General features: G+C 40.4%; 20 protein-coding genes. 15 read left to right on the top strand and 5 right to left on the bottom strand.

What is annotated here, in order from left to right:
* The first annotated feature begins 2 nt into the window (after positions 1-2).
* The 12 genes from AACZ88_RS01805 (at position 3) to AACZ88_RS01750 (ending at position 13497) form a co-directional block, all read left to right on the top strand.
* Positions 3-1547 (top strand): contractile injection system tape measure protein, encoded by a 1545-nt coding sequence (locus AACZ88_RS01805; RefSeq protein WP_339705319.1) that lies wholly within the window; start codon positions 3-5, stop codon positions 1545-1547.
* A gap of 91 nt (positions 1548-1638) precedes the next feature.
* Positions 1639-2727 carry a M12 family metallopeptidase gene (locus AACZ88_RS01800; RefSeq protein ID WP_339705316.1) on the top strand — a complete coding sequence of 363 codons (1089 nt, stop codon included), beginning with the start codon at positions 1639-1641 and terminating at the stop codon, positions 2725-2727.
* Between the two features lie 34 nt (positions 2728-2761).
* Positions 2762-3586 (top strand): DUF4157 domain-containing protein, encoded by an 825-nt coding sequence (locus AACZ88_RS01795; RefSeq protein ID WP_339705313.1) that lies wholly within the window; start codon positions 2762-2764, stop codon positions 3584-3586.
* 90 nt (positions 3587-3676) lie between these two features.
* A complete protein-coding gene (locus AACZ88_RS01790) occupies positions 3677-4126 on the top strand; it encodes a hypothetical protein (protein WP_339705310.1) in 450 nt (149 codons plus the stop codon).
* Positions 4127-4136: 10 nt separating this feature from the next.
* Positions 4137-4460: a hypothetical protein gene (locus AACZ88_RS01785; RefSeq protein WP_339705307.1), complete on the top strand. Its 324-nt coding sequence runs from the start codon at positions 4137-4139 to the stop codon at positions 4458-4460.
* Positions 4461-4648: 188 nt separating this feature from the next.
* Entirely contained in the window at positions 4649-9097 is a 4449-nt protein-coding gene (locus AACZ88_RS01780; protein ID WP_339705304.1) for a DUF4157 domain-containing protein, read from the top strand.
* A gap of 33 nt (positions 9098-9130) precedes the next feature.
* On the top strand, positions 9131-9550 hold the full coding sequence (locus tag AACZ88_RS01775; protein ID WP_339705301.1) for a hypothetical protein: 420 nt from the start codon (positions 9131-9133) through the stop codon (positions 9548-9550).
* Positions 9547-9978 (top strand): tetratricopeptide repeat protein, encoded by a 432-nt coding sequence (locus AACZ88_RS01770; RefSeq protein WP_339705298.1) that lies wholly within the window; start codon positions 9547-9549, stop codon positions 9976-9978. The genes AACZ88_RS01775 and AACZ88_RS01770 overlap by 4 nt, the downstream gene beginning before the upstream one ends.
* Positions 9979-10524, top strand: a complete 546-nt coding sequence (locus AACZ88_RS01765; RefSeq protein ID WP_339705296.1) for a hypothetical protein — start codon at positions 9979-9981, stop codon at positions 10522-10524. It begins immediately after the preceding gene.
* Complete coding sequence (locus AACZ88_RS01760) at positions 10502-11119, top strand: hypothetical protein (protein WP_339705294.1); 618 nt, start codon at positions 10502-10504, stop codon at positions 11117-11119. Before AACZ88_RS01765 ends, AACZ88_RS01760 begins: the two co-directional genes overlap by 23 nt.
* A gap of 211 nt (positions 11120-11330) precedes the next feature.
* Positions 11331-12173, top strand: a complete 843-nt coding sequence (locus AACZ88_RS01755; RefSeq protein WP_339705292.1) for an N-acetylmuramidase family protein — start codon at positions 11331-11333, stop codon at positions 12171-12173.
* Positions 12151-13497, top strand: a complete 1347-nt coding sequence (locus AACZ88_RS01750) for an ATP-binding protein (protein WP_339705289.1) — start codon at positions 12151-12153, stop codon at positions 13495-13497. Before AACZ88_RS01755 ends, AACZ88_RS01750 begins: the two co-directional genes overlap by 23 nt.
* An 85-nt stretch (positions 13498-13582) precedes the next feature.
* Here the strand turns inward: AACZ88_RS01750 and AACZ88_RS01745 are convergent, their stop codons facing one another.
* Complete coding sequence (locus AACZ88_RS01745) at positions 13583-14146, bottom strand: hypothetical protein (RefSeq protein WP_339705286.1); 564 nt, start codon at positions 14144-14146, stop codon at positions 13583-13585.
* Between the two features lie 10 nt (positions 14147-14156).
* Entirely contained in the window at positions 14157-14600 is a 444-nt protein-coding gene (locus AACZ88_RS01740) for a hypothetical protein (protein WP_339705283.1), read from the bottom strand.
* A gap of 329 nt (positions 14601-14929) precedes the next feature.
* On the opposite strand from AACZ88_RS01740, the gene pxpA reads away from it, so the two are divergent.
* Genes pxpA through AACZ88_RS01725 form a run of 3 tightly spaced genes read left to right on the top strand, consistent with a single transcriptional unit; the run spans position 14930 to position 17239 of the window.
* Positions 14930-15673 (top strand): 5-oxoprolinase subunit PxpA, encoded by a 744-nt coding sequence (pxpA, locus tag AACZ88_RS01735; RefSeq protein WP_339705281.1) that lies wholly within the window; start codon positions 14930-14932, stop codon positions 15671-15673.
* Positions 15670-16407 carry a 5-oxoprolinase subunit PxpB gene (gene pxpB, locus AACZ88_RS01730; RefSeq protein ID WP_339705278.1) on the top strand — a complete coding sequence of 246 codons (738 nt, stop codon included), beginning with the start codon at positions 15670-15672 and terminating at the stop codon, positions 16405-16407. Before pxpA ends, pxpB begins: the two co-directional genes overlap by 4 nt.
* Entirely contained in the window at positions 16400-17239 is an 840-nt protein-coding gene (locus AACZ88_RS01725; protein WP_339705275.1) for a biotin-dependent carboxyltransferase family protein, read from the top strand. The genes pxpB and AACZ88_RS01725 overlap by 8 nt, the downstream gene beginning before the upstream one ends.
* A gap of 3 nt (positions 17240-17242) precedes the next feature.
* Here the strand turns inward: AACZ88_RS01725 and AACZ88_RS01720 are convergent, their stop codons facing one another.
* Genes AACZ88_RS01720 through AACZ88_RS01710 form a run of 3 tightly spaced genes read right to left on the bottom strand, consistent with a single transcriptional unit; the run spans position 17243 to position 21189 of the window.
* A complete protein-coding gene (locus AACZ88_RS01720) occupies positions 17243-18607 on the bottom strand; it encodes an aldehyde dehydrogenase (RefSeq protein ID WP_339705272.1) in 1365 nt (454 codons plus the stop codon).
* A gap of 59 nt (positions 18608-18666) precedes the next feature.
* Complete coding sequence (locus AACZ88_RS01715) at positions 18667-20175, bottom strand: parallel beta-helix domain-containing protein (protein ID WP_339705269.1); 1509 nt, start codon at positions 20173-20175, stop codon at positions 18667-18669.
* A gap of 6 nt (positions 20176-20181) precedes the next feature.
* Positions 20182-21189, bottom strand: coding sequence for a cytochrome c peroxidase (locus AACZ88_RS01710; RefSeq protein ID WP_339705266.1), 1008 nt, complete (start codon positions 21187-21189; stop codon positions 20182-20184).
* Between the last annotated feature and the right edge of the window lie 169 nt (positions 21190-21358).

Below are 21358 nucleotides of genomic sequence, written 5' to 3'. Positions count from 1 at the left end.
TAATGCAAAACGGGAAACACATCATAAACAAGGTTTTCCTTGAGGTCAACACCAATTCGATAGAAACGGCGTATCATCTCAAAGATAATCTTGATGTGTTCCTTAAAGAAAAGGTTTTCCCTTATTTGGAAGCCTATTTTGATGCATTTCAAAAAACTTTGCCCTCCAAAGGCGATCTACAAATTGAAAAAATAGGCATAGATCTTTCTTTTGGAGCTTCGTTAGATTATACCGATTTAAAAGAAGCGATCAAGCGGGGCATCGAAAATGAGTTGGAAAAGAAAAGAAGGACAAACATTAAAAAAAACATTTCAAGTTCTGAAAAACGAGCTGAGGATACCTTCTTCCATTTTTTTGAAACGGGTATGCTGCCGTGGTGGAGCGATCCAAAAACTATGGAAATATTTCAGGATGAAACAGCCTTTGAAACACTTTTGGTTTCACGGGATTTTGCTCCAAAACTAAAGCAGCGTTTACTAAACGATCGTTTTAGGGAGCGGTTCATCAAACAATTAAGCGATGAACAACTGTCCGATATTTGTCAGCAATGTTTGTTGGGTGCTGACGGTGATAGGCTAAGCATAACAACGGCCGAAGCCATCAACAGCCTTGTTATCCTACCAAAAAAAATAGCGGCCCACGGCTTATCATTTCTAGAACAAAGACTGGTCTTGTGGGACATCATATTTTGTCAGTTATTGAATGTTGATCAGGCTACCTTGAAGAACAAGTTGTTGTTTTTAATGAAGAGCATTGCCCAAAAGTTTCCTGAAAAATTTAAAGCGGAATCGATTGAATCAAAAGTAGTGCAACTGGTCGATATAAAAACTACTGTTAAAGTATTGGAGGCCTTGAACAAGGAACTAACGAATTCTATTTCACTTGATATGCCGCAGACCAAAAAGCCAGCGCAAGATTACGAAAAGGAACAAATTGAACATGACGAGCAAGAGCCCCTTAAAAATTGGCGTTTTGAAAAAACGGACGAAAATGATCATATGTTAGAAGTCGATAAGCACGACGTACAATTAGAGGAATTCGAAACGGATAAAACTTCATCGGAACTTTACGTTGAAAATGCTGGATTAATCCTTTTGCATCCGTATTTAAAGCAGTTGTTTTTGAATTGCGAATTGCTTGAAGGCAATAAAATAAGCGACCCCGAGACTGCAGCGCATCTCTTACAGTATATCGCCACAAAGAACGAAATGCAATTCGAGCACCGCATGGTCTTTGAGAAATTCTTGTGCAACATCCCTATTGACCAGCCGATAAACAGAAATATTCTATTGGCTTCTGATTTGAAAATACACGCCGAAGAAATGCTGCGGGCAGTAGTGGCCAATTGGCAAGCTTTAGGGAATACCTCCATTGATCTATTACGCAACGAGTATTTACAAAGACCGGGGAAACTTATTTTAAACGAGGACAACCCGAAGGTAATAGTAGAGCGAAAAACCCAAGATATTCTATTGGAAAAACTACCATGGGGCATTGGTTTGTGCAAGCTCACTTGGAAGAAGAAAATAATTTTTACGGATTGGTGACCTAAAAGTCAACGACCTCAAAGAAACATAAAGTTGAACAACAAAATCAAAAAGCCAAGTAACGGATTATTAATTTTTATAACGTAAAATCATGAAAGAACAAAGCGAGATTCACTATTGCAATTTGCCTGAGATGCCACTCAGAAACTTCGCCATGGCAATGAATCCTTCCAGAATGGAGGCGATTATTATGTTGGAAAAGAAATGGGTGAACGGAACCAAACTCAAATATTTTCTTTTTAGCGATGATTCATTTTTCACAACCGCCATAGATAGTGGTGGCAACCAAGTAAAAATTCCTTGGAAAGGGAGTTCTGGTGAAAAAGATGTAGTTCGCAATGCTTTTAAAAAATGGAAAGATCAGGGCATAGGGTTGGAATTCGAGGAGACTACCGATAGACTTGAAGCTCATGTGCGCATTGGTTTTGGAAAGGGAGAAGGCTCATGGTCTTATGTTGGTCGTGATTCGTGGGGGATACCCAAAGAACAACGTACCATGAATTTTGGATGGAATATTTTAAATGATCAAGATACCGTTTTGCATGAGATTGGCCATGCTATGGGTTTTCCGCATGAACATCAGAATCCCAATGCGGGTATCGTTTGGGATGAGGAAGCCGTGTATACCGCCTTGGCCAAACCTCCGAATTCATGGTCGAGGGAAAAGACATTTCATAACATCATCCGAAAAATAGAACCTGATGCCGTACAAGGCTCAAGTTGGGACCCGGATTCTATTATGCATTATCCATTTGGCCCCGGTATGATTAAGTCCCCAGCTGAATATAAGAACGGTTTGTCTCCTGAAGAAGGGCTGTCGTCAAGGGATATTGCTTGGGTAAAACAATTTTATCCAAAAATGGATAAAAGGACGTTTTTGGAGCTTAAACCATTTCACTCCGAAATAATTTCTTTGGATGTTGGGGGACAGATCAATTTAGAATTTGAACCAGAAGAAACGCGCACCTATACCATTTCCACTTTTGGGACTATGGATACGGTAATGATACTTTCTGAAGAAATTAACGGGGAAAATGTCTACCTATCGGGGGATGACGATAGTGGTGAAGATAGAAATTCCTATATAAAATTCAAGTTGATCAAGGGGAAAAAATACATTGTGAACATACGTTTATACTATAAAGAAAGCACGGGAAATACCTGTGTGATGCTATGGTAGAGACAAAGACAGGATAATATTAAAGTAAAAGGCCATGAGAAAAAGGTATCGAAGATTGCCCCCAAAACAAGTTTCGGGGAACGAAATGTTCTTTAAGCCACCCGTACAGCAAAAGCTAAAGATCGGTCGGCCAGGGGATGCGTATGAAATGGAGGCCGATGCCGTTGCAGATAAAGTGGTTCATAACACCCAATCTTCGCAAGCGGTTCAAAAGAGGGGCGGTACGGAAGAAGAAATGCAACAAAAACCGTTGGTCGATTCGGTATCTACCGTGCAGCGAGAGGGGCTACTGGAAAAAGATTCTGTTCGAAGAATGGAAGAGGACGAACCTGTACAACAACAGGAGGAAGAAGAAGTGCAAACGCAGTCTGAAGAAGAAGAACCCGCGCAAATGGCGGAAGAGGAAGAGGAGGTTCAAACCCAGTCCGAAGAGGAAGAAGAGCCAGTCCAAATGATGGAAGAGGAGGAACCCGTTCAGCAAATGGAGGAAGAGGAAGCTGTCCAGACCAAACCCAACAGTAAATCGAAATCTACGCCATCTTTAGAAAATCGCCTAAAGCAAAGTAAAGGTAGCGGAAATAAAATGGAAGCTAAGGTTCGACAGCAAATGGAAACACGCTTTGGAGTCGATTTTAGCGGCATCCGAATTCATACCGATGACAATGCTGTACAAATGAGCAAAGAACTAGGCGCACAGGCGTTTACCCATGGAAAGGATATCTATTTCAACGAGGGCAGGTACAACCCGAACTCCAAGGAAGGCCAGCACCTATTGGCGCACGAGCTAACACATACCATACAGCAAAAAGGAGGAAAGATAAAACCTAAGGGCGAAGAACCGGAAGTTCATGCGGAATAAGTAAGGGCGTCTTTTTAAGTAAAACCCGAGGGCAAAATTCCATTGCTGAATGACTGTAAAATTAATTACAATAATGAAAAATCAAGAACAATGAAGAAATTAAAGAACACTATCATCATTTTTATCTCGGTGACCGTATTATCGGGTTGTGCGAGCAGTATCTACGACCACTATACCTTTACGGAAACCTTGAATACCAAGGCAAAGGCGGAACATTTGGTCCAAAAATCGAATACGCCCTATTCCGATAATATCTCGCTTGTAGATGATTTAAAAGTACAGTTACAGACTATGGTAACTTACGAAAGGGCCAAAGACAAAAACCAGATAACCCTTAAAATGTGGGAATATCTAAATCGAGATAATTCGGCACTTCATCAGTTTTTGAACACATGGGAAAATCAAGGTACAATGAGTACGGCATTCGTACAGCAATTTAGTCCGCAAATATCCAAGGCATTTGATTTGATGATCGATTATGAAAATAAAAAAAGTAAGGCATCTGGTAATGCGATTACTTCCTTTTTAAGTAACCTATAATAAAATAACTATGGAATCGGAAAAATTATTTAAAGAACTAAAAACCGAAATATCGGAACTGATCAAAGAGAAGTTTGGGGAGGAAAGCAGTACGGTTAAAAATGAGATAGCTGCATTTTTAGATGAATCTAGGGAAAAGTTGCATCGATGGACATTGTTGTTCGCTAGTGGACAAATATCAAAAGATGAACTCGAACTACTACTGGCTAGTCAAAAAGACCTTTTTGTAATGCAGTCGCTTTACCAGACAGGGGTTTCAAAAATATCTCTAGGGCATTTTAAAAACAAGGTTGTGGGTGTGGTTTTTACCAAAATTGTAACCTATGTAGTTTAGTTTATTGATGGCTAGTTTAAAGTGTATGGAGTTGATAGTGAGCAGTAAACAGTGAACAGTGAACAGTAAGCAGTAAACAGTGAGTAATAAGCAATTAACAATAAGCTGCAAGTGGTCATTGTATTCATGAAAATTAAATTTTCACCCTAAACCCTAAACCCTAAACCCTAAACCCTAAACCCTAAATAATGTTCGCAACGGCGCAAAAGGCAAATGCCAAACCCAGCAATTCTTCCCTTTTTCAGAGGGACAAGGGGAGTGATGCCTTTATACAGCCCAAACTGAACATTGGAAAACCGGGCGATGTCTATGAAGTAGAGGCCGACCGGGTCGCTGAGACCGTTGTAGCAAGGGGAAATGAACAACCTAGTTCATTTTTTAGTCCATCACCATCGATTCAAACCCAACCACAGCAAGAAGCCATTCAGGAAAAATCGCTTTCAGAAGATATAACACCTCTAGGGCAAAATAATTTCAGTGGAGGAGTACAAGAGAAATGTGCTGAGTGTCAAGAAGAGGAAAATGTTCAGACGCAACAAATTCAACGGAAAGGTAGTGGGGGTGTAGAACTTCCCCCTGTTCCCGAAGCAGCTACGAAGGAAAAAGAATTAGAAGAAAATGTTTCTATTGAAGAACAAAAATCTGTAGAGGCAGGGGAAAAAACCGTTCCTGCTGCGGAAGGATTAATTCAACTTCCTAGTCCAACAAAAGACGATAAAAAAGAGGAAGAATCCCCTATTCAGACCAAGGTAAACACTATCCAAAGAAAAAACTCTATTGAGAGTTCATCATTCCAAAGCATTGAAAGTTCTTTGGCTTCCTCAAAAGGTAATGGAACCGCTATGCCTAGTGCTACCCAAAGGGAAATGAGTAGTGGTTTTGGAACTGATTTCAGTAATGTTAACATCCATACCGATTCGTCTGCGGTACATATGAATAAAGCGTTGGGAGCTCATGCTTTTACACATGGCAGTGATATCTATTTCAATGAAGGCAAGTATAATCCTGAAAGTGAATCCGGAAAACATTTGCTCGCGCATGAATTGACCCATACCGTGCAACAAGGAGCAGCTGGTGAGACCGTACAGCGTTTTGTGCCAACTGAAAAAGTGGCTGCACCAGAGGGAAATCCTGAAAGGCCGAATGACGGGGCAGAAGTTGAGGGCAAATCAAATTCTAAGATCAATAATGATGAGAATGTCCAGGACCAAGATGACCTGAGCGATGATGAAAAAAGAAAAAAACAGGATCCTCCCAGAGGTGAAGTCCGCCAGGAAAGGAGCGAAGTACAATCAGAAGGTGTTTCTACACCACCAGTAGATAGAGGTGCTGAGGCTCTCGATACAATTAGCGCACAGAGAGAACAGATGAATGAACAGCTTTCCGAAGAAGGGGAAGGCGAAGCTGAAGGCGAAACGACCGAAGTACCAACCGCAGTTTCAAATATGGGTCAGGCTGATGCGGCAGCGCAGCAATCTTTGCAAGCGGAGCAGATGGCCATGTCAGTCGAAATTCCTGAAGAACCACAACCATTTCGGCATCCAAATGTTATTGCGCCTGTAGACAGTGCTGGCGAGGCAATCCCTAGGCAAGCTAGTATTGATACTCAGGTGAGGGGTCTCGGCTATATAGGGGAAATGTTAAGGGGAAAAGGGTATGAGATGATACGCCATGCTGCCGAAAAGGAAATTCATGCCTACGGCCTAGATGCGGTTTTAGGAAAGCAGCGTGAAGATTTAGCACTGGCAAAAGAAGGAACCCAGAAAATAGAAGATCAGAATGCGGAGCGGAAAGAAATTTCGGAAAAATCCAAATTGGCCTTGGATGAAAGCATAGAACGCCAGCAATTTGTAGCAGCCGAAGCACCTGGTTTGGCTCAAGAGGCCGATGGCGGTAAAAGTGATTCTTCGGCTCTTGCTAGTGATGCAAGCTCAAAGTCAACTCAAAGTCAAAGCGAAATTCCAGATGATCCTGATGCAAGGGCGGATGCGGAGCAGCAAAGCGGCGAAATGGAACAAACGGCACAAGGCGCGCAATCTATGGATGACGCTATTACGCAAACAGGCGAACGTGCGAGACAATATGGTCAAGACGCCGAAGTGGCTTCACAAGACAATGAACAGTCACAAGCATCCATTCAGGAAACCGACGCAACCATAGCATTAATTGATGGTCGTTCAGCAGAAATGACGGCACAGAATGAAGCGAGCAACGCTAGCATAGAAAATGCAGGACCAGGCCCGGCTTTAATTCGGCAACATGCTCAGCAAACGGCTGCTTCTGGTGAGGAACTTATCTCTGCTTCCATTGTCATGGAATTGGAGCTCATCGCCTTGCAAGATGAATATCTCAATAGCATGGCCGTCCTGGAAAGTAAGGAGGCTGCCGAACAAAGAATACAAGAGGAGCAAGAACAGGGACAAGATCAACCGGATGTTAGTCCAGAAGAACAACAGCTTTACGAACTGGGTGCCATGTCTGATGAAGAACAGGAGCAGTCCATAAGTCAAATGACAGAGGAAGAAAAAACTGGTTTGATGGCCGCATTGGACAGCATGATTGCTTCTGCCCCTGATAATGGCACGGATGCAACAGAAGGCGCGAGGACCAGGGTTGATTTGAGTGGGGTAAACAATGCAATTTCCTCCGCTCAGAGTACTCTTGTCAGGGCAGGTATGGAAGGTGTGGCTGGTCCGGTAGGAACTGCCGCTGCAGATGCCCTAGGTGTAGGTGAACAACCTCCACCGGATCCCAGGGCTCCTGAAATCCAGGAAATAGACAATCAGAGAACCCAAAGGGTAGGTGGTGTTTTGGATATTGCCGATCAGAACATGAATTTCCTCACACAGCAACAGCAACAACAACTTGCAGAGCGTCTTGTCGGTGAATCCATCACGGATGATATCAAGAATATTAATATTCTCCAAATGGGTAGGGATATGCTCCTTGGAATGGTAAATCCTGCCATGGCGTTGCAAGGAGTTGTTGGAGGGTTTGAAAAAACATTTACGGGCGTTGCCAATATATTTAATGCAGAAGCATGGGCCGCTGACCCTCTTGGAAATCTTTTGCAGGTCGCTGCCGATATTTCAACGGGCTTGGCAATGATTTTTTCCTCCATTTTGGGAATTGCAGGAATGATTACGGCATTAATGATCGCCCTCACCATTATTTCTTGGGGCACATTATCCCCTATAACTGCACCTGTAATCGGGTGGATGGGCACTGTTATGACCTATGCAGGGTGGGGAGCCATCGTGTCAGGTCTGCTTTCGGTTTACTTTAACAGTCTTGCCTATATCAAAAATCTGCATGATGCCGGAACGGCCGAAACGGCGAGGGAGCTTTTTGGTAATGCCGAGCAAATGAAGCAAAACACGACAGATGGCTTCCAGGGTGCTATGGCCGTGGTTGAAGGTATTGGAGCTGTTAAAATGGGGCCAAGCATGAGTAACGGGGACTTTATGGCAAATGTACCCAGATCTCCTGGCGCTTTTGCGAGACAAACAATTGATGGTGCCAGGGAAGGTTTATCGTCTGTTGCCAGTTTGCCCGGTCACACCGTTCGGGGAGCGCGAAGGTTATTGGGTTCCGGTCGTCAAGGATTGATCACCTTTAAGAATAAGATTACCGGTTTCTTTAGGAGATCTGGTAGACTGGATATCGATAGTCCAGCAAGAGTGAGAACTACGACGCCAGATGGTGATTCGCTAGGGAGTTTTCAAGGTCGCCGGGTGAATGCTGAAATGGATCTGCCGGAAGGACATAGAGCGAGAGTCTTAGATGATGGACAATGTGCTATTTGCAGTAATTGTGAAAGAATACGGGGAAAATTTGGTGATGATTTGGACACTCGACCTGAAATGGATGCTGAATTGAGAGGATATGAAGAAAGGCTAAGAAATAATCCAAATGATGCGGATGCTATTGACGGGCAGAGGAGAATTTACAACGAACTTACAGAAGCGCAAACAGAACGAATTAGCCCTCGTGTTCGTGACATGGAAGAGAGAATTGCAAATGGTGACCGCAATATAACCCGTGAAGAATTTGAAAAATTCCATCGAGATAGAAGGCTTCTTGATGATAATATGGATAGAATTAGGGATCGATATAGAGAAGCTAATCCCAGTGGTGATTTTGATGATGCAAGAATTAGACAAGAAATAGAAAGTGGAAGGCGCCTTAATGAAGATACTGGTAGATTTCGAAATCCTAGTACATCCGGAAGTAAGAGAAGGCAATATTTAGGTAGTACTCCAAGAAAATCTTCTTCTACCGGAATAGAAGTGAAAGATAGAATGCGAAGTGAAGGTAGGCTACGAGATAACCCTCTAACAGGTAGGGAAGAGGTCCTTGGACCAATAAGAAGATCGGATGGAACTATTGAAGAGGGATGGTTTGATATAGACGATGCTGACATGGGTCATCATCCAGTTGATGCCGTGGACTTTTGGAACGATGGCGACCCTGGCCCCCCCCCTGTTAGGCCAGGTAGGGAATCGAGTCCAAGAAGTCCCGAAGTTAGAGCATGGATGACTGATTCATCCAATTATGAGTTACAACATTTTGGCTATAATAGGTCATTGGGCGGTCAAACGTCTAGTAGGTACCAACCTCCAATTAACGGTTCTTGATAGAATTTATCTAACTTTAGAAAAATATTAAGCATGAAAGATCTGGATGATAGTAAGAAGAAAAAAATAGATGATTTAATTGAAAATGCCATGAGAATTTTTGATCCTAAAAATATTGAACAAACAATATTGATTTTAGAAGAGGCATGGGATATATTGCCTGCTAAAAAGGAAGATTGGAAAGAGAGTTTCTTAATTTCTAAATATATAACGCATGTTTATTTTAATGCAGAACAATATGACAATGCGTTAGTTTGGGCAAAAAAATTCAACGATTCTAACCCTGGTCGGGATTATGGAGAAAGCGAATTTATGTTAGGTAAAATTCTTGTTAAAAAAAATGAGACGAAAAAAGCTAAAAAATATTTTGAGATCGCAGATAAAAAATCTGATGGCAGGGTTTGGAAAGGGGAAAAAGACATGAATTATTTTAAAGTATATAAATCCAAATGAGCGGTAAAGTCTTAGAAAATATAACCTACAATATAATTAAAGATAAAAGTCTAAAAGGTGAGTGCTATTTTGAAGAAGGAAAATACGCCGAAGCAATAGGTCAATACCAAGAGGCTCTTTCAATTGTTCCAGATCCTAAAACGGAATGGGAAGCTGCGAAATGGTTGTATACGGCAATAGGGGATAGTTTTTTCGCTCTCAAGAATTATGAATATGCTTTAAAAAACTTTTATGATGCAAGTTATTGTGTTGAGGGTGACAAAAATCCATTCATCAATTTAAGAATAGGTCAATGTTTATTTGAGATGAAAGACAACGAAAAAGCAGATGATTATTTTTTAAAGGCATATTTATTTGATGGATTAAAAATATTTAAAAATGAAAGGAAGAAATATTTAAGTTATTTACAAAAAAAATACGATTTATAAATGCTCACCATTCAACTAGGACATCCGAAAATCAACACCGCCCCCGTTCAGGAATTTAAGCAGGTAAAGGATGTATTCCTAAAACTCTTCCATAAAGACGAGGAGAGCATCTATGTGTTCTGGGGTGGGATTCCCATACAATTGAGGTATCAAGAAGATTTGTATTATAATTTTGATGCTATTTTGGCCATGGCCTGGTTGCTTCAAAAAGAACAGCAAGGGGAGACCAAAGTAAGGCTGACCAATCCACTATTTGAAATTACCATGGCCTTATATTGGCATGATGGCGACCTTACTGTCAAAGCCCATTTTGGCGCCCTTGAAGACTTATATCAAACATATGCCGATGAACTTAATAACAAAGGTGAATATACCTTATCTAAAGCCTCTTTTCTAAGGGAATGGAATACGCTGTTAAAACAAATTATTATGGCTTTTAAAGCAGGAAATATTCAAATAGCTGACGGAACGGAGCAGAGAAAACTAGAGTTATTAGAGCAGGTTGAAGGGTTAATAAATAGTTATGGCGAACTATATGTCAAATAATATAGAAGAAGTTCATGAGTACAGAATCCTAAACAAGCAGCTTGCGACTTTAAAAGTTCAGGCCGGTTTCGTAGAGGGCGTTGCTGAAGGGAAACGCACCTTTAATGATATTACAAAAATGTATGGAAGTATTTTTGGGAATAATAAGGAGTATTGCGTGATACTTTGGAATGGAATTCCATTTAGACTAAGTTATACCGAAGACCTTCCCTGTATTATCGTACCCTTCTCCAAGATGTTGAAAACACTTCTTGAACGAACGGAGAAAGAGTGGCAAATTGATTTTAAGTCTAATCATTTTGAAGCATGCTGGTATTTTTCTTTGGATAAAAATCAGATGCTGACCATTAGCGGAAATTTTTATAAAGTTGCAGGGGGACATGAAAAGGCAATTAATACACTTGCTATTGTTAGAATAGCCGAAGAAGATTTTTTAAAAGAATGGAAGTTATTGTTAGAGCAGTATTTAAAGGGGTATGAAGATTCTGGAAGTGTACTTAAAAATATAAACGATTTATTCATTATCGAGGACCTGAAAAATGCAAATAATAGGATCAAAAATAAGGCATTGCGATACCAATATGACAAGAGATAATGTTGCAAGGCAATAAAATATTATTCCGGTTTTAGGCACAAAATCTAACAACCTGAACGGTTCATGAAGAAAATTTTGCCATCCATACAACAAAAAATTTAACTTATAATAGTATGGCTATTTTTGTCTTCACCTAAATGCTCATTGCATAAATAGCGGTTGTTCAGTATAATAGGGTGATGTACCTCCTTACATTTTAAATCTACTTATTATGAAAACACTAAAATACCGTTCCCGAGGCCCTGAAGTATTTCTGCTTGAAGAAATTTTAAATACCCTAGGGTATGAGGTCTATGTTTCCCAATTTTTTGGAAGGGATACCCATGAGGCTATAATGCAATTCCAGAAAGAAAATGACTTGGTCGTTGATGGGTTGGTCGGGCTAAAGACCTGGGCCAAACTTGTAGAAAAGAAAAACCTCCTCACCAATTTTAACTCTAAATTATTGGCAGAACAGGACCTTCAAGATTTTGCTGATCGTTATGATTTGGAGCTGGCTGCAGTGAAAGCCGTAAACACCGTGGAAAGCAGGGGGAAAGGATTTTTGGTCGATGGTAGGGCGGTCATTCTTTTTGAAGGTCATGTGTTTTGGCGAGAATTAAATAAGAGGGGCTTAAACGCCAAAGACTTTCTTAATGGGCAAACCGAAGATGTGTTGTATGAAAAATGGACGCGTAAAAATTATAAAGGCGGGTCGGGAGAATATACCCGATTAAAAAAGGCCGTGGAGATGTCAGACCTTCCAGATGTGGCAGATGCCGCACACAGCGCGGCTTCTTGGGGTGCCTTTCAAATTATGGGCTACCATTATGAAAACTTGGGCTATGCCTCGATAAACGAATTTGTTACAAGAATGCAGGAGCATGAAAGGGAGCATTTACTGGCATTCGGAAAATTCATTTCCGTTAACCGGTTTAGGGGTAAAACCTTGACCGATTGGTTAAAAGAAAAGAATTGGGCCAATTTTGCCCATGGTTACAACGGACCAGGGTACAAACAAAATAAATATGATAGCAAATTAAGAGCAGCTTATGAACGATACCGCAACCAATAAAAAAAATGAGCTTTCGATTGCTCAGCTTTTTGATTATCTAGAAAAATACCTAACCTACCGACTGGCTAAAGAACTGACCCAAGAACCCTTGCCTGTTCCTAGGCTTGACATAGCAAAGAACCAATCGCATTTGGCAAAATTCATCAGCGAAATGAAGCTGACGAACGATGAGATCCTATTGGTATTGCTTTCTCTGGTACCTCATGTATGTCCGAATGCTTTAAGTGGAGTGGTGGCAGACTTTTTGCCCAAAGGCGGGGACTTCCCGGAATTTGGGGGAACCAAAGGAAAAAACCATCGGGGAATTCTTCCAACGGGAGAAACCGCATTATATCTTTTGGCCGGAAACGACATGGAGAAAAGATTGGAATATTCGAACTTGATGACAGGGAAATCTGAGCTGTTCAAAAATGGCATATTGTATTTAGAAACCGTTCCAAAAGGAGAACCGTTGATGAGCGGAAAGCTTCAAATGGAGGAGGAGTATGTTGCGAAGTTGAGCACGGGAATCGTTATAAAACCACATTTGAGTCCGAATTTCCCGGCTAGTCCCATTGAAACTGGATTGGATTGGGACGACCTTATTTTAAATCAACGGACGCTTGATGAAATAAAGGAGTTGGAAATCTGGTTAAAATATAATGATGTCCTGTTGAATGATTGGAACATGAAAGACAAGATAAAGCCAGGGTTTAGGGTCATGTTCCACGGGCCTCCTGGAACTGGAAAAACTTTAACGGCAAGTCTCTTGGGAAAGCATACGGGCAAAGACGTGTATCGCATCGACCTTTCAGTTGTTGTTTCCAAGTATATTGGTGAGACCGAAAAAAACCTTTCCAGTCTGTTCGATAAAGCCACCAATAAAAATTGGATTTTATTTTTTGATGAGGCAGATGCTATTTTCGGCAAGCGCACCAGTGTTCGCGATGCTCACGACAAATATGCCAATCAAGAGGTTTCCTATTTATTACAGCGTATAGAGGCGCATCCGGGATTGGTGATTTTAGCATCGAATTTCAAGAATAATATCGATACGGCTTTTACGAGAAGATTTCAGTCGATTATTGAATTTGAACTGCCGAGCTATAAAGAGCGTCTTCGACTATGGGAGAATAATTTTCCGGCAAAAGTGCCCTTGCAACAATCAATGTCATTAGAAGATCTGGCCAAAAAGTACGCACTAACGGGAGCCAATATTATAAACGTTGTTCAATATGCCTGTCTTAAGACCGTTGCATCCAAAAAGAAAGAAATACAAGAATCATATGTTTTAGAAGGAATAAAAAAAGAACTTTTGAAAGAAGGCAAAACGACTGCCCTTTGATAGTATATGAAATAGAATATAGGCATGTACGGAATATAGGAAATCCAAAAAAATGTTAAGAAATGGTCTGAAATTAATAGTTGTGCTACAACTGAAATTCCTCGTTATTTCTATCATCTTTCTCTATTTTGGAAACGATGAAAACATCTTTTAAAATGTATATGGCTACGGTTAAAATTCCAAAGGCAAGCAAGGGTACGGAGAATTGCCAGTTAAGCATGTTTGAAAGACTCCCGATTATTATAGCCAATGTTCCAACCACCATGAAAACATTCCAAAGTATCTTTGACTGAGTATTTTTTGATTTTCTGTCTTCATCTAGAAAGTAGGCAGTACCTTCCATAATAAACCAAATAAGAAATGTAAAGCCAATGACAGCCTGAAAATAAACCGTGTGTTGAAAGCCCAATATGCTCGAAATACCGTTGATTGACCAAAAGAAGACTAGCGTAACCTTTACATAATCGATAAACTTTTTCTCTAATTTTTTCCAAAACCTAATCGTATACAATATTCCGACCAGGCTAAAGCATAGCAGCAGCATTTTGTTGGCATATGGCCAATCAAATATCTGGGCCAACATTGCCAATAAAAGAAGGGTCATAGAAATTCTAAGGGGTACCTTTAAAATTTTATCTTGTGCAGCCATACCTGTATCTTTAAATTACTTTAATGTTCGCTTTGAGCCCATCCATGATACCGATGACATTCATGACCGTATCTTTTAGATAGTGCTTGATCAATACATGTGGAATACGGATAGTCGTGAAACCATTTTTGAAAGAATGCATTGTTTCCTCAAGGTCGTTCATGGCCTGTTCATGGGTCATCATTTCATAGGTGGCATCTATTTCTATATTCAATTTCACTCTTGATATCGCTATATCCACAGATTTTTTTCCGTCCCACCATTCCAGCATGGCATTAACACCTTCTTCCTTAAGTCCGTAGTATAATTGAATTGCTTCAAGAGGGGTGCCCTTGCTCGCCATTAACTTCTGCATCCTTTTGAGGTGGTTAGGGCACAGCTCTAGACCTATTGAATCTATGGCGTTTTTATGATCAAGGTAACTGAGTTCTTTAGTACACTCTAAACAAGTCATTTTATTAGTTTTTTTCCGATAGATATCGGTAGATTTGGGACTATAATAACCCTGCAGTTTCGGGAATATTATATTATATCGTTGTACGACATCCCACTTTTAGACGAACGGCATTTTTTTAGATAAACGGTAAATCTAAATGTTAAAACTGTGGTGAAGGAAGCTTAAAAGGATGGATTAATTTCGATGATTACCGTTATATTTACAGTATTGCGCTACCATCAGCTTATTTAAAGAAAGCAGTTATATATTGCTCGTTTAAATGAAAGTGGGTGATACCTTATTAATATAAAGGGGAAATTCATTTCTGGCTATAACCATTTGATTAAATGAATGAAGTAAACATTGATATAAATTGCGATGTAGGGGAAGGTCTAGATAATGAGCATCAACTGTTTCAGTATATATCTTCCTGTAGTATTGCTTGTGGAGGGCATGCCGGGAATCGTGAATCAATGGAAAAAGTGGCGCGGCTGGCGAAAGAAAGTAGAATAAAAATAGGGGCGCATCCCTCATATCCCGATAGGCCAAACTTTGGGAGGCGCACCATGGAAATTTCTTCCGAAGTACTCGCCCATAGTATTCAAGAGCAAATACGTGATTTAGAAAGCATTCTTGATAACCAAAGCGTAGACTTACATCATATTAAGGCCCATGGAGCACTTTATAACGATATGGTCAAGAATACTGCGTTAGCTTCAACTTTTTTATCCGCCATAGAAAAATATAAAGAAAGGACTTTTATATATGTTCCCTATGGTAGCACGGTCGCGGTACAAGCCTTGAAACGTGGTTTTAAAATAAAATATGAGGCATTTGCCGATCGCAGCTATAATGTAGATTTAGGTTTGGTTTCGCGTTCGCATCCCAAAGCATTAATTCAAGATTGCCAAAAGGTATTGCAGCACCTTTTATTCATGGTAAAACATTCAAAGGTTAGCACCGTTGACGCTGTCGAAATAAAAATGAGAGCTGAGACCTTTTGCATTCATGGCGATTCGCCTTCCGCTTTACGAATATTAATGTATCTTGACCAAGAATTACCCAAACACAACATCAAAATAAAGAGGTGAGCAACTATTCTATTTCAATACGGCCCTACGGGGTTCATACGGTACTTGTTGAGTGGCCAAATAAGGTAGAAGAGGCTATTTTAGATGACATTCTACTATTCATGAGGCATTTAAGAACAAATTGTTTAGACGAAACTTTTTGGGAAATGATACCGGCCTATAACTCGTTGACGCTACTATATCGAAAAGACCCGATTGATTTTCTCGCTTTTAGCCAGACATTACATGATTGGTATTCCAATAAGGAAGAAGCGGTTCTTCCGCAAAAATACTTATGGAAATTACCGGTCTGTTATGATTTGGATTTCGGAATCGACTTAAAAGAAATTTCGGATGTTTTAGATTTGAGCATCGAAAATATCATCGCTTTACATACCAAATCGCCTTATACCGTTTATGGCATCGGTTTTTTACCCGGCTTTATGTATTTGGGCGGCCTGCCAAAGGAATTGGAAGTGCCGAGAAAGGCACAGCCTAGAGCTAGAGTACAAAAAGGGGCGGTCGGCTTGGCTAGTAGGCAAACAGGAATATACCCGCAAATTTCTCCCGGCGGATGGAATATTATCGGTAATTGTTCAGTTGCTATGTTCGATGCCTCGAAAGAAAATCCCTGCTTTGTAAACATTGGTGATAAAGTACAATTTTACGCTATTGAAAGGGCGGAATATGATTTACATAAAATCGAAGGAGAAGTAGGCATTTATAAATTGGAAAAGGAAAATTGGTATGCTTAAAGTACTAAAATCCGGTTTTTTTACTACCATACAAGATGGTGGCAGGTATGGTTATTTGAATAAAGGTGTTCCGGTTTCCGGGTTTATGGACACTTTTTCTGCATACAAAGTTAATTTACTTCTTGAAAATGAGACCAACGCAGCACTGATCGAAACGACAATGACCGGACCAACATTGGAGTTTGGGAAAAGTACATATATCTGCCTGGGAGGTGCTCAATTATCGGTTACCTTGAACAATGAACCGATTCAAGATTACAAAGTATACAAAGTTGAAAAAGGAGATAAGCTCTCCTATGGGAAACTAGAAAAAGGTTTCCGTAGCTATTTGGGCGTCAAAGACGGTTTTGTAACCCCGAAAATATTAGGAAGCCAATCTCTTTATTTGCCGATAACATCGAAAAATCATTTAGAAGATGGCAGTAGTGTTGATTATTCCATCTGCGAACAATTCAAATCAAAGACACCCGAACTTAAAGTTGACTCCTTTTTGAGCGAAACGATTTTGACCGTTACCCATGGGCCTGAATTTCATATCTTGTCTAAAAGGCAGTTGGAAGGATTGTTTTTCAAAGATTTCAAAATTTCGAATCAAAATGATCGAATGGCCTACCAAATTGAGGAGAAAATAATAGGCCATAAGGTATCGATGTTGACTTCGGCCACACTTCCTGGCACAGTGCAGCTGACTCCATCAGGAAAATTGATTATCTTAATGAAAGATGGGCAGACCACTGGGGGCTACCCCAGAGTATTACAACTTACGGATCGTGCAATTTCTATTCTCGCCCAAAAAAAGTTCGGCGATAAGGTTTCGTTTAAATTGATTTAAAGTTTAGAATAAATTTTTAATTTTTTTTACAAACTTAGTAGGTATGGTATAAGGAGGGTAACGCAAGGGAATATCCAACCAATTCGCTTTTTTAATAATTGACTTGTGGTGTGAAAATAAATCAAAAGAAGATTTGCCGTGGTAAGCTCCGAGACCACTATTTCCAACCCCGCCAAAAGGCAATCGCTTATTGGTAATTTGAATAACCGTGTCATTTACCGCACCCCCACCGAAACTATAGGTTTCGATAATTTTCTCTTGAAAAGATTTACGTTTTGAAAATACATAAGTGGCCAAGGGTTTTCCGTAGTTCATAATATGCTTATGAATATCCATTTCATCCTCATAGGAAATAATAGGGAGTATGGGTCCAAAAATTTCACCTTCCATCAATTTACTATCTAAGGAAGGTTCATCAACCAATGTTGGTGAAAGAAAGTTATCGGTATCGTTCGTATTTCCACCAAAAAGAATGGATTCCCCTATCAACATGGTTTTTAAACCTGAATAATGCTTTTCATTTACTATACGGGCATAATCTGAAGATTGTTCTATATTCTCTCCAAAGAAATGGTTAATACTTTTTTTCAACGCTTCAATTAATTTGGTTTTGACACTTTTGTGCACCAAAATATAATCTGAAGCAATACAGGTTTGTCCTGCATTTAAAAATTTACCCCACACGATACGCTTTGCGGCAGTTCCCATATTGGCTGTTTGATCGACGATACAGGGGTTTTTTCCACCGAGTTCCAAGGTAACGGGAGTCAGGTTTTTTGCTGCACTTTCATAAATGATTTGTCCTACTCGCGTGCTTCCGGTGAAGAAAATATAATCCCATTTTTCAGCCAGTAATTTTTGGGAAGTTTCAATACCACCTTTGACAACAGAAACATATTCCGGTTCAAAAACCGCTTTGATGATTTCCGATATAATATTGGCTGTGTTGGGTGTAACTTCAGAGGGTTTTACTACTGCCGTATTGCCTGCAACTATGGCGCCAATAAGTGGGGCAATGGCCAATTGAAAAGGGTAATTCCAAGGGGCAATGATCAATACCGTACCGTAAGGTTCTTTGTAAATAAAATCGGTAGATGGCCAGTTCATCAAACTCGATGGAATTCTTTGCGGTCGTACCCAAGAGTTACATTTTTTTATGGCATGTTTTAATTCTGCCAAGACAAATTGGGTCTCTGCCGCTAAAGTTTCAAATTTTGGTTTTTTAAAATCGGCAAAAATGGCCCCGCAGATGTCATCTTCGCGCTTAATAATTTCTTGCATCAAACGTTTTAACGCAGCCTTTCGAAAAGAGGGCTCCTTCGTTTTTTGTGTTTGAAAAAAATTACGCTGCGTTTTTACTAAATTCATTGTTGGAAGGGATTGTATGAAGTTTTAAGTTAAATGGGAAACAAGCTGGAAATTAGACTTTATTCCTTCATGGCCAGAATATATTCGGCGACGGCCATTTTGGCCTCATCGGATAAATAGTCTTGTGGCGGCATTTCAGGATAGTCATCGCGTAGGTTTTTAGGGTTGCTGATATAATCTACGATGCCTTGGGGGTTGTTATTATGAATGGCCTGGATAATATCGGTCGGTGGACCGATCAATCGACTGCCAAAAGCATGGCAACCGGCGCACACCCCATAATAGGTAAGTTCTCCCAGTTCTTTTTTAGAGACCGACCTTGCAGGCACCGGCTTGTCCAATAAAAATGTAGTCACATCTTTTGTGTCGGTAATTTGTGCCTGCCCATAATCGTCAAGACCGAAGGTACGGTATTTATGTTTGTCTCGTATAGTGCTCCCCGTGCCACCACCATATGCAAAAATATCAGGACCTTTGGTATCTAACTGTGTTAGCATTATTGCTTTTATTTCTCCCGTTGGTTCGTTGCCGTTTTCGAACATAGTGTTGTCAAGTATGACCACCCGATCTGGGTTAGGTTCAGAGTTGGGATCATTGGCTTTTGGTGCACCAGTTGCTAAATCTACTATTGTAATACCCGTATTATTGTTTCCGGTTATGATGTTGTTCTCTACAATAACATCATCTGCCGCCATAATTAGAATACCGGTGCCGGCAGGTATTCCTGCTACGGTAGAACCCGGTGCACCAAAATTTTCATGGTTGTTGTCTACCACGAAATTATTTCTAATAATAACATCAAAGGTAGTTTTTATAGGTAGGCCAGGGGTTACGAAGGCCAATATACCACCAGTGTTATTATGGGCATAGTTGTTTTCGACAAGACAATGCCTAGAGTTCTCAATTTCTATTCCCGCCACGTTGTTAAAAACTTCATTGTGTAGTACATCTACATTATCACACATGCCTACATAAATCGCCGCATCTGCAATTTTGCTGAGTACGTTGTGTGCAACAAGTCCATTTTTTCCATATTGCGGAAAAATACCATAAACTCCCGTGTCTATAATCCAATTGTTACGAATTACAAAATTGTTTCCGGCCTGGCCCATAATTCCGTTGCCTTTGTAATTGATGATTTTGAAATTCTCTATCAAAATGCCGTTTCCGGAGTATAGAAAGGCATCATTTATCTCCTTTTTTCCGTCAAGTGTCGGCCATTCTCCATTAATAACAATCCCTTGAAGACTAATGTTGTCTTTATCAATATATACATTCTCTGAATAGGTGCCAGGGTAAACCCGTATCAAATCTCCAGGCTTGGCTTCTTTAACAGCTGCCTGAATAGATGCCCCCTTTTTTACTTCAATGATGTTTCCTTTAAATTCTTCTGAACTATCGGTCTGTGTGGTATCTTGTGATAACCCTATGTTTCGATACTTTAGGGTCGAGGGTAATGGAATGGTTTCAGCAGTGCTATTCCCAAAGCGCACTTTTCCTATGTATATTCCAATCGCTAGTAAGATAAGTGCTCCCATAATTTTCAACAGGATAGATTTTATTTTCATGGCTATTTAAATTACAGGTTTTAATCCGGAAGGAAGTATTTCAGGTACGCTAGGTATAAAGGTTTCATCGGTCAGTGTTTTTAAAAAATCGACCAATCTATCCAATTCGTAATTGGTTAAATGGGGCTCCCAAATATGCCAATGAATAAGCAGATATTCGTTTTGCGGCACTGCGTGGCCACGACCATCGGTGTAGAACTGAACGGTTTCCCGTAAAGTCTTGTAGTTTCCAGAATGCATGTATGGCCCCGTTTTTTCAATATTTCTCAAACTAGGCACCTTAAATGCGCCTCTCAAGGTTTTGTCGTTAAAAGGAATTTGTGCACCAGGGTCTAATGGGGCTCCATCTGGTTCGGGAGTTCCTATGACCGCGAATTGCTGGTTGGTGAACAGGGGAGGTGTGTGACATTCGGCACATCGCGCTACAAAAGACCTAAAAATGTTCAAGCCCTCTATTTCATCTTGATTCAATGCCTTGTGAAACCCGTGGGCATATCGATCGTATTTGCTGTTCAGTGAGATTAGGGAAGATTCGAAGGCGGCAATGGCCGTGTAAATTTCATCTAACATTATGAGGTTTTCCTTCTTTTTTTTGGGAAAAGCCTCTTTGAAGAGTTCTTGGTAGGCCGCAATTGAATTGAGGGTATTCAATAGATTTTCAGGGGTATTGTTCATTTCGACTTCTGAAAACAAAGGTCCCTTCATTTGTGCTTCCAAAGAAATGGCACGGCCGTCCCAAAAAAAACTTTTTAAATAGGCGACGTTCCAAAGTGTAGGTGCCGACCGTTGTAACTTTTGATTGTCGTGGCCAATACTTGTGGGCATCCCATCGGAAAAACCTTTTTGTGGGTCGTGGCAGCTGGCACACGACATGGTTCCATTTCCAGAAAGTACAGGGTCAAAAAACAAATATCGGCCCAAATCAATCTGCTGCGGAGAAAATCCGTCCCTTATTTCAGGCAGTGCAGTTTTTAATCCTCCAACACCCTTGTTGTTGGGCGAGTTGTACTGCATGTATAGGTTTTGGGCAATACATTCGTTTTTTTGGTTGCGTTTAAAACCAGGGGGACAGTTCGGGTTCAATTGGTAAATTCTCTCGTAAGGTGCCGAATTGCCTTGAATCAAAAAAAAAGATAAAACAGTAACCAAAAGAATACCCGAAATGCTTGAATTTATAATGACG

It is taken from the genome of uncultured Kriegella sp. (assembly GCF_963975415.1).
GTDB lineage: Bacteria > Bacteroidota > Bacteroidia > Flavobacteriales > Flavobacteriaceae > Kriegella.
The sequence above is the reverse complement of the archived record's forward strand: the minus strand, read 5'-3'. Positions and strand labels throughout refer to the sequence as shown.

Excerpts from the sequence above, each read along its gene's own strand:
- AACZ88_RS01805 (WP_339705319.1), top strand. The coding sequence starts at position 3 with ATGCAAAACGGGAAACACATCATAAACAAGGTTTTCCTTGAGGTCAAC.
- AACZ88_RS01800 (WP_339705316.1), top strand. The coding sequence starts at position 1,639 with ATGAAAGAACAAAGCGAGATTCACTATTGCAATTTGCCTGAGATGCCA.
- AACZ88_RS01795 (WP_339705313.1), top strand. The coding sequence starts at position 2,762 with ATGAGAAAAAGGTATCGAAGATTGCCCCCAAAACAAGTTTCGGGGAAC.
- AACZ88_RS01790 (WP_339705310.1), top strand. The coding sequence starts at position 3,677 with ATGAAGAAATTAAAGAACACTATCATCATTTTTATCTCGGTGACCGTA.
- AACZ88_RS01785 (WP_339705307.1), top strand. The coding sequence starts at position 4,137 with ATGGAATCGGAAAAATTATTTAAAGAACTAAAAACCGAAATATCGGAA.
- AACZ88_RS01780 (WP_339705304.1), top strand. The coding sequence starts at position 4,649 with ATGTTCGCAACGGCGCAAAAGGCAAATGCCAAACCCAGCAATTCTTCC.
- AACZ88_RS01775 (WP_339705301.1), top strand. The coding sequence starts at position 9,131 with ATGAAAGATCTGGATGATAGTAAGAAGAAAAAAATAGATGATTTAATT.
- AACZ88_RS01770 (WP_339705298.1), top strand. The coding sequence starts at position 9,547 with ATGAGCGGTAAAGTCTTAGAAAATATAACCTACAATATAATTAAAGAT.
- AACZ88_RS01765 (WP_339705296.1), top strand. The coding sequence starts at position 9,979 with ATGCTCACCATTCAACTAGGACATCCGAAAATCAACACCGCCCCCGTT.
- AACZ88_RS01760 (WP_339705294.1), top strand. The coding sequence starts at position 10,502 with ATGGCGAACTATATGTCAAATAATATAGAAGAAGTTCATGAGTACAGA.
- AACZ88_RS01755 (WP_339705292.1), top strand. The coding sequence starts at position 11,331 with ATGAAAACACTAAAATACCGTTCCCGAGGCCCTGAAGTATTTCTGCTT.
- AACZ88_RS01750 (WP_339705289.1), top strand. The coding sequence starts at position 12,151 with ATGAACGATACCGCAACCAATAAAAAAAATGAGCTTTCGATTGCTCAG.
- AACZ88_RS01745 (WP_339705286.1), bottom strand. The coding sequence starts at position 14,146 with ATGGCTGCACAAGATAAAATTTTAAAGGTACCCCTTAGAATTTCTATG.
- AACZ88_RS01740 (WP_339705283.1), bottom strand. The coding sequence starts at position 14,600 with ATGACTTGTTTAGAGTGTACTAAAGAACTCAGTTACCTTGATCATAAA.
- pxpA (WP_339705281.1), top strand. The coding sequence starts at position 14,930 with ATGAATGAAGTAAACATTGATATAAATTGCGATGTAGGGGAAGGTCTA.
- AACZ88_RS01725 (WP_339705275.1), top strand. The coding sequence starts at position 16,400 with ATGCTTAAAGTACTAAAATCCGGTTTTTTTACTACCATACAAGATGGT.
- AACZ88_RS01720 (WP_339705272.1), bottom strand. The coding sequence starts at position 18,607 with ATGAATTTAGTAAAAACGCAGCGTAATTTTTTTCAAACACAAAAAACG.
- AACZ88_RS01715 (WP_339705269.1), bottom strand. The coding sequence starts at position 20,175 with ATGAAAATAAAATCTATCCTGTTGAAAATTATGGGAGCACTTATCTTA.
- AACZ88_RS01710 (WP_339705266.1), bottom strand. The coding sequence starts at position 21,189 with ATGCAGTACAACTCGCCCAACAACAAGGGTGTTGGAGGATTAAAAACT.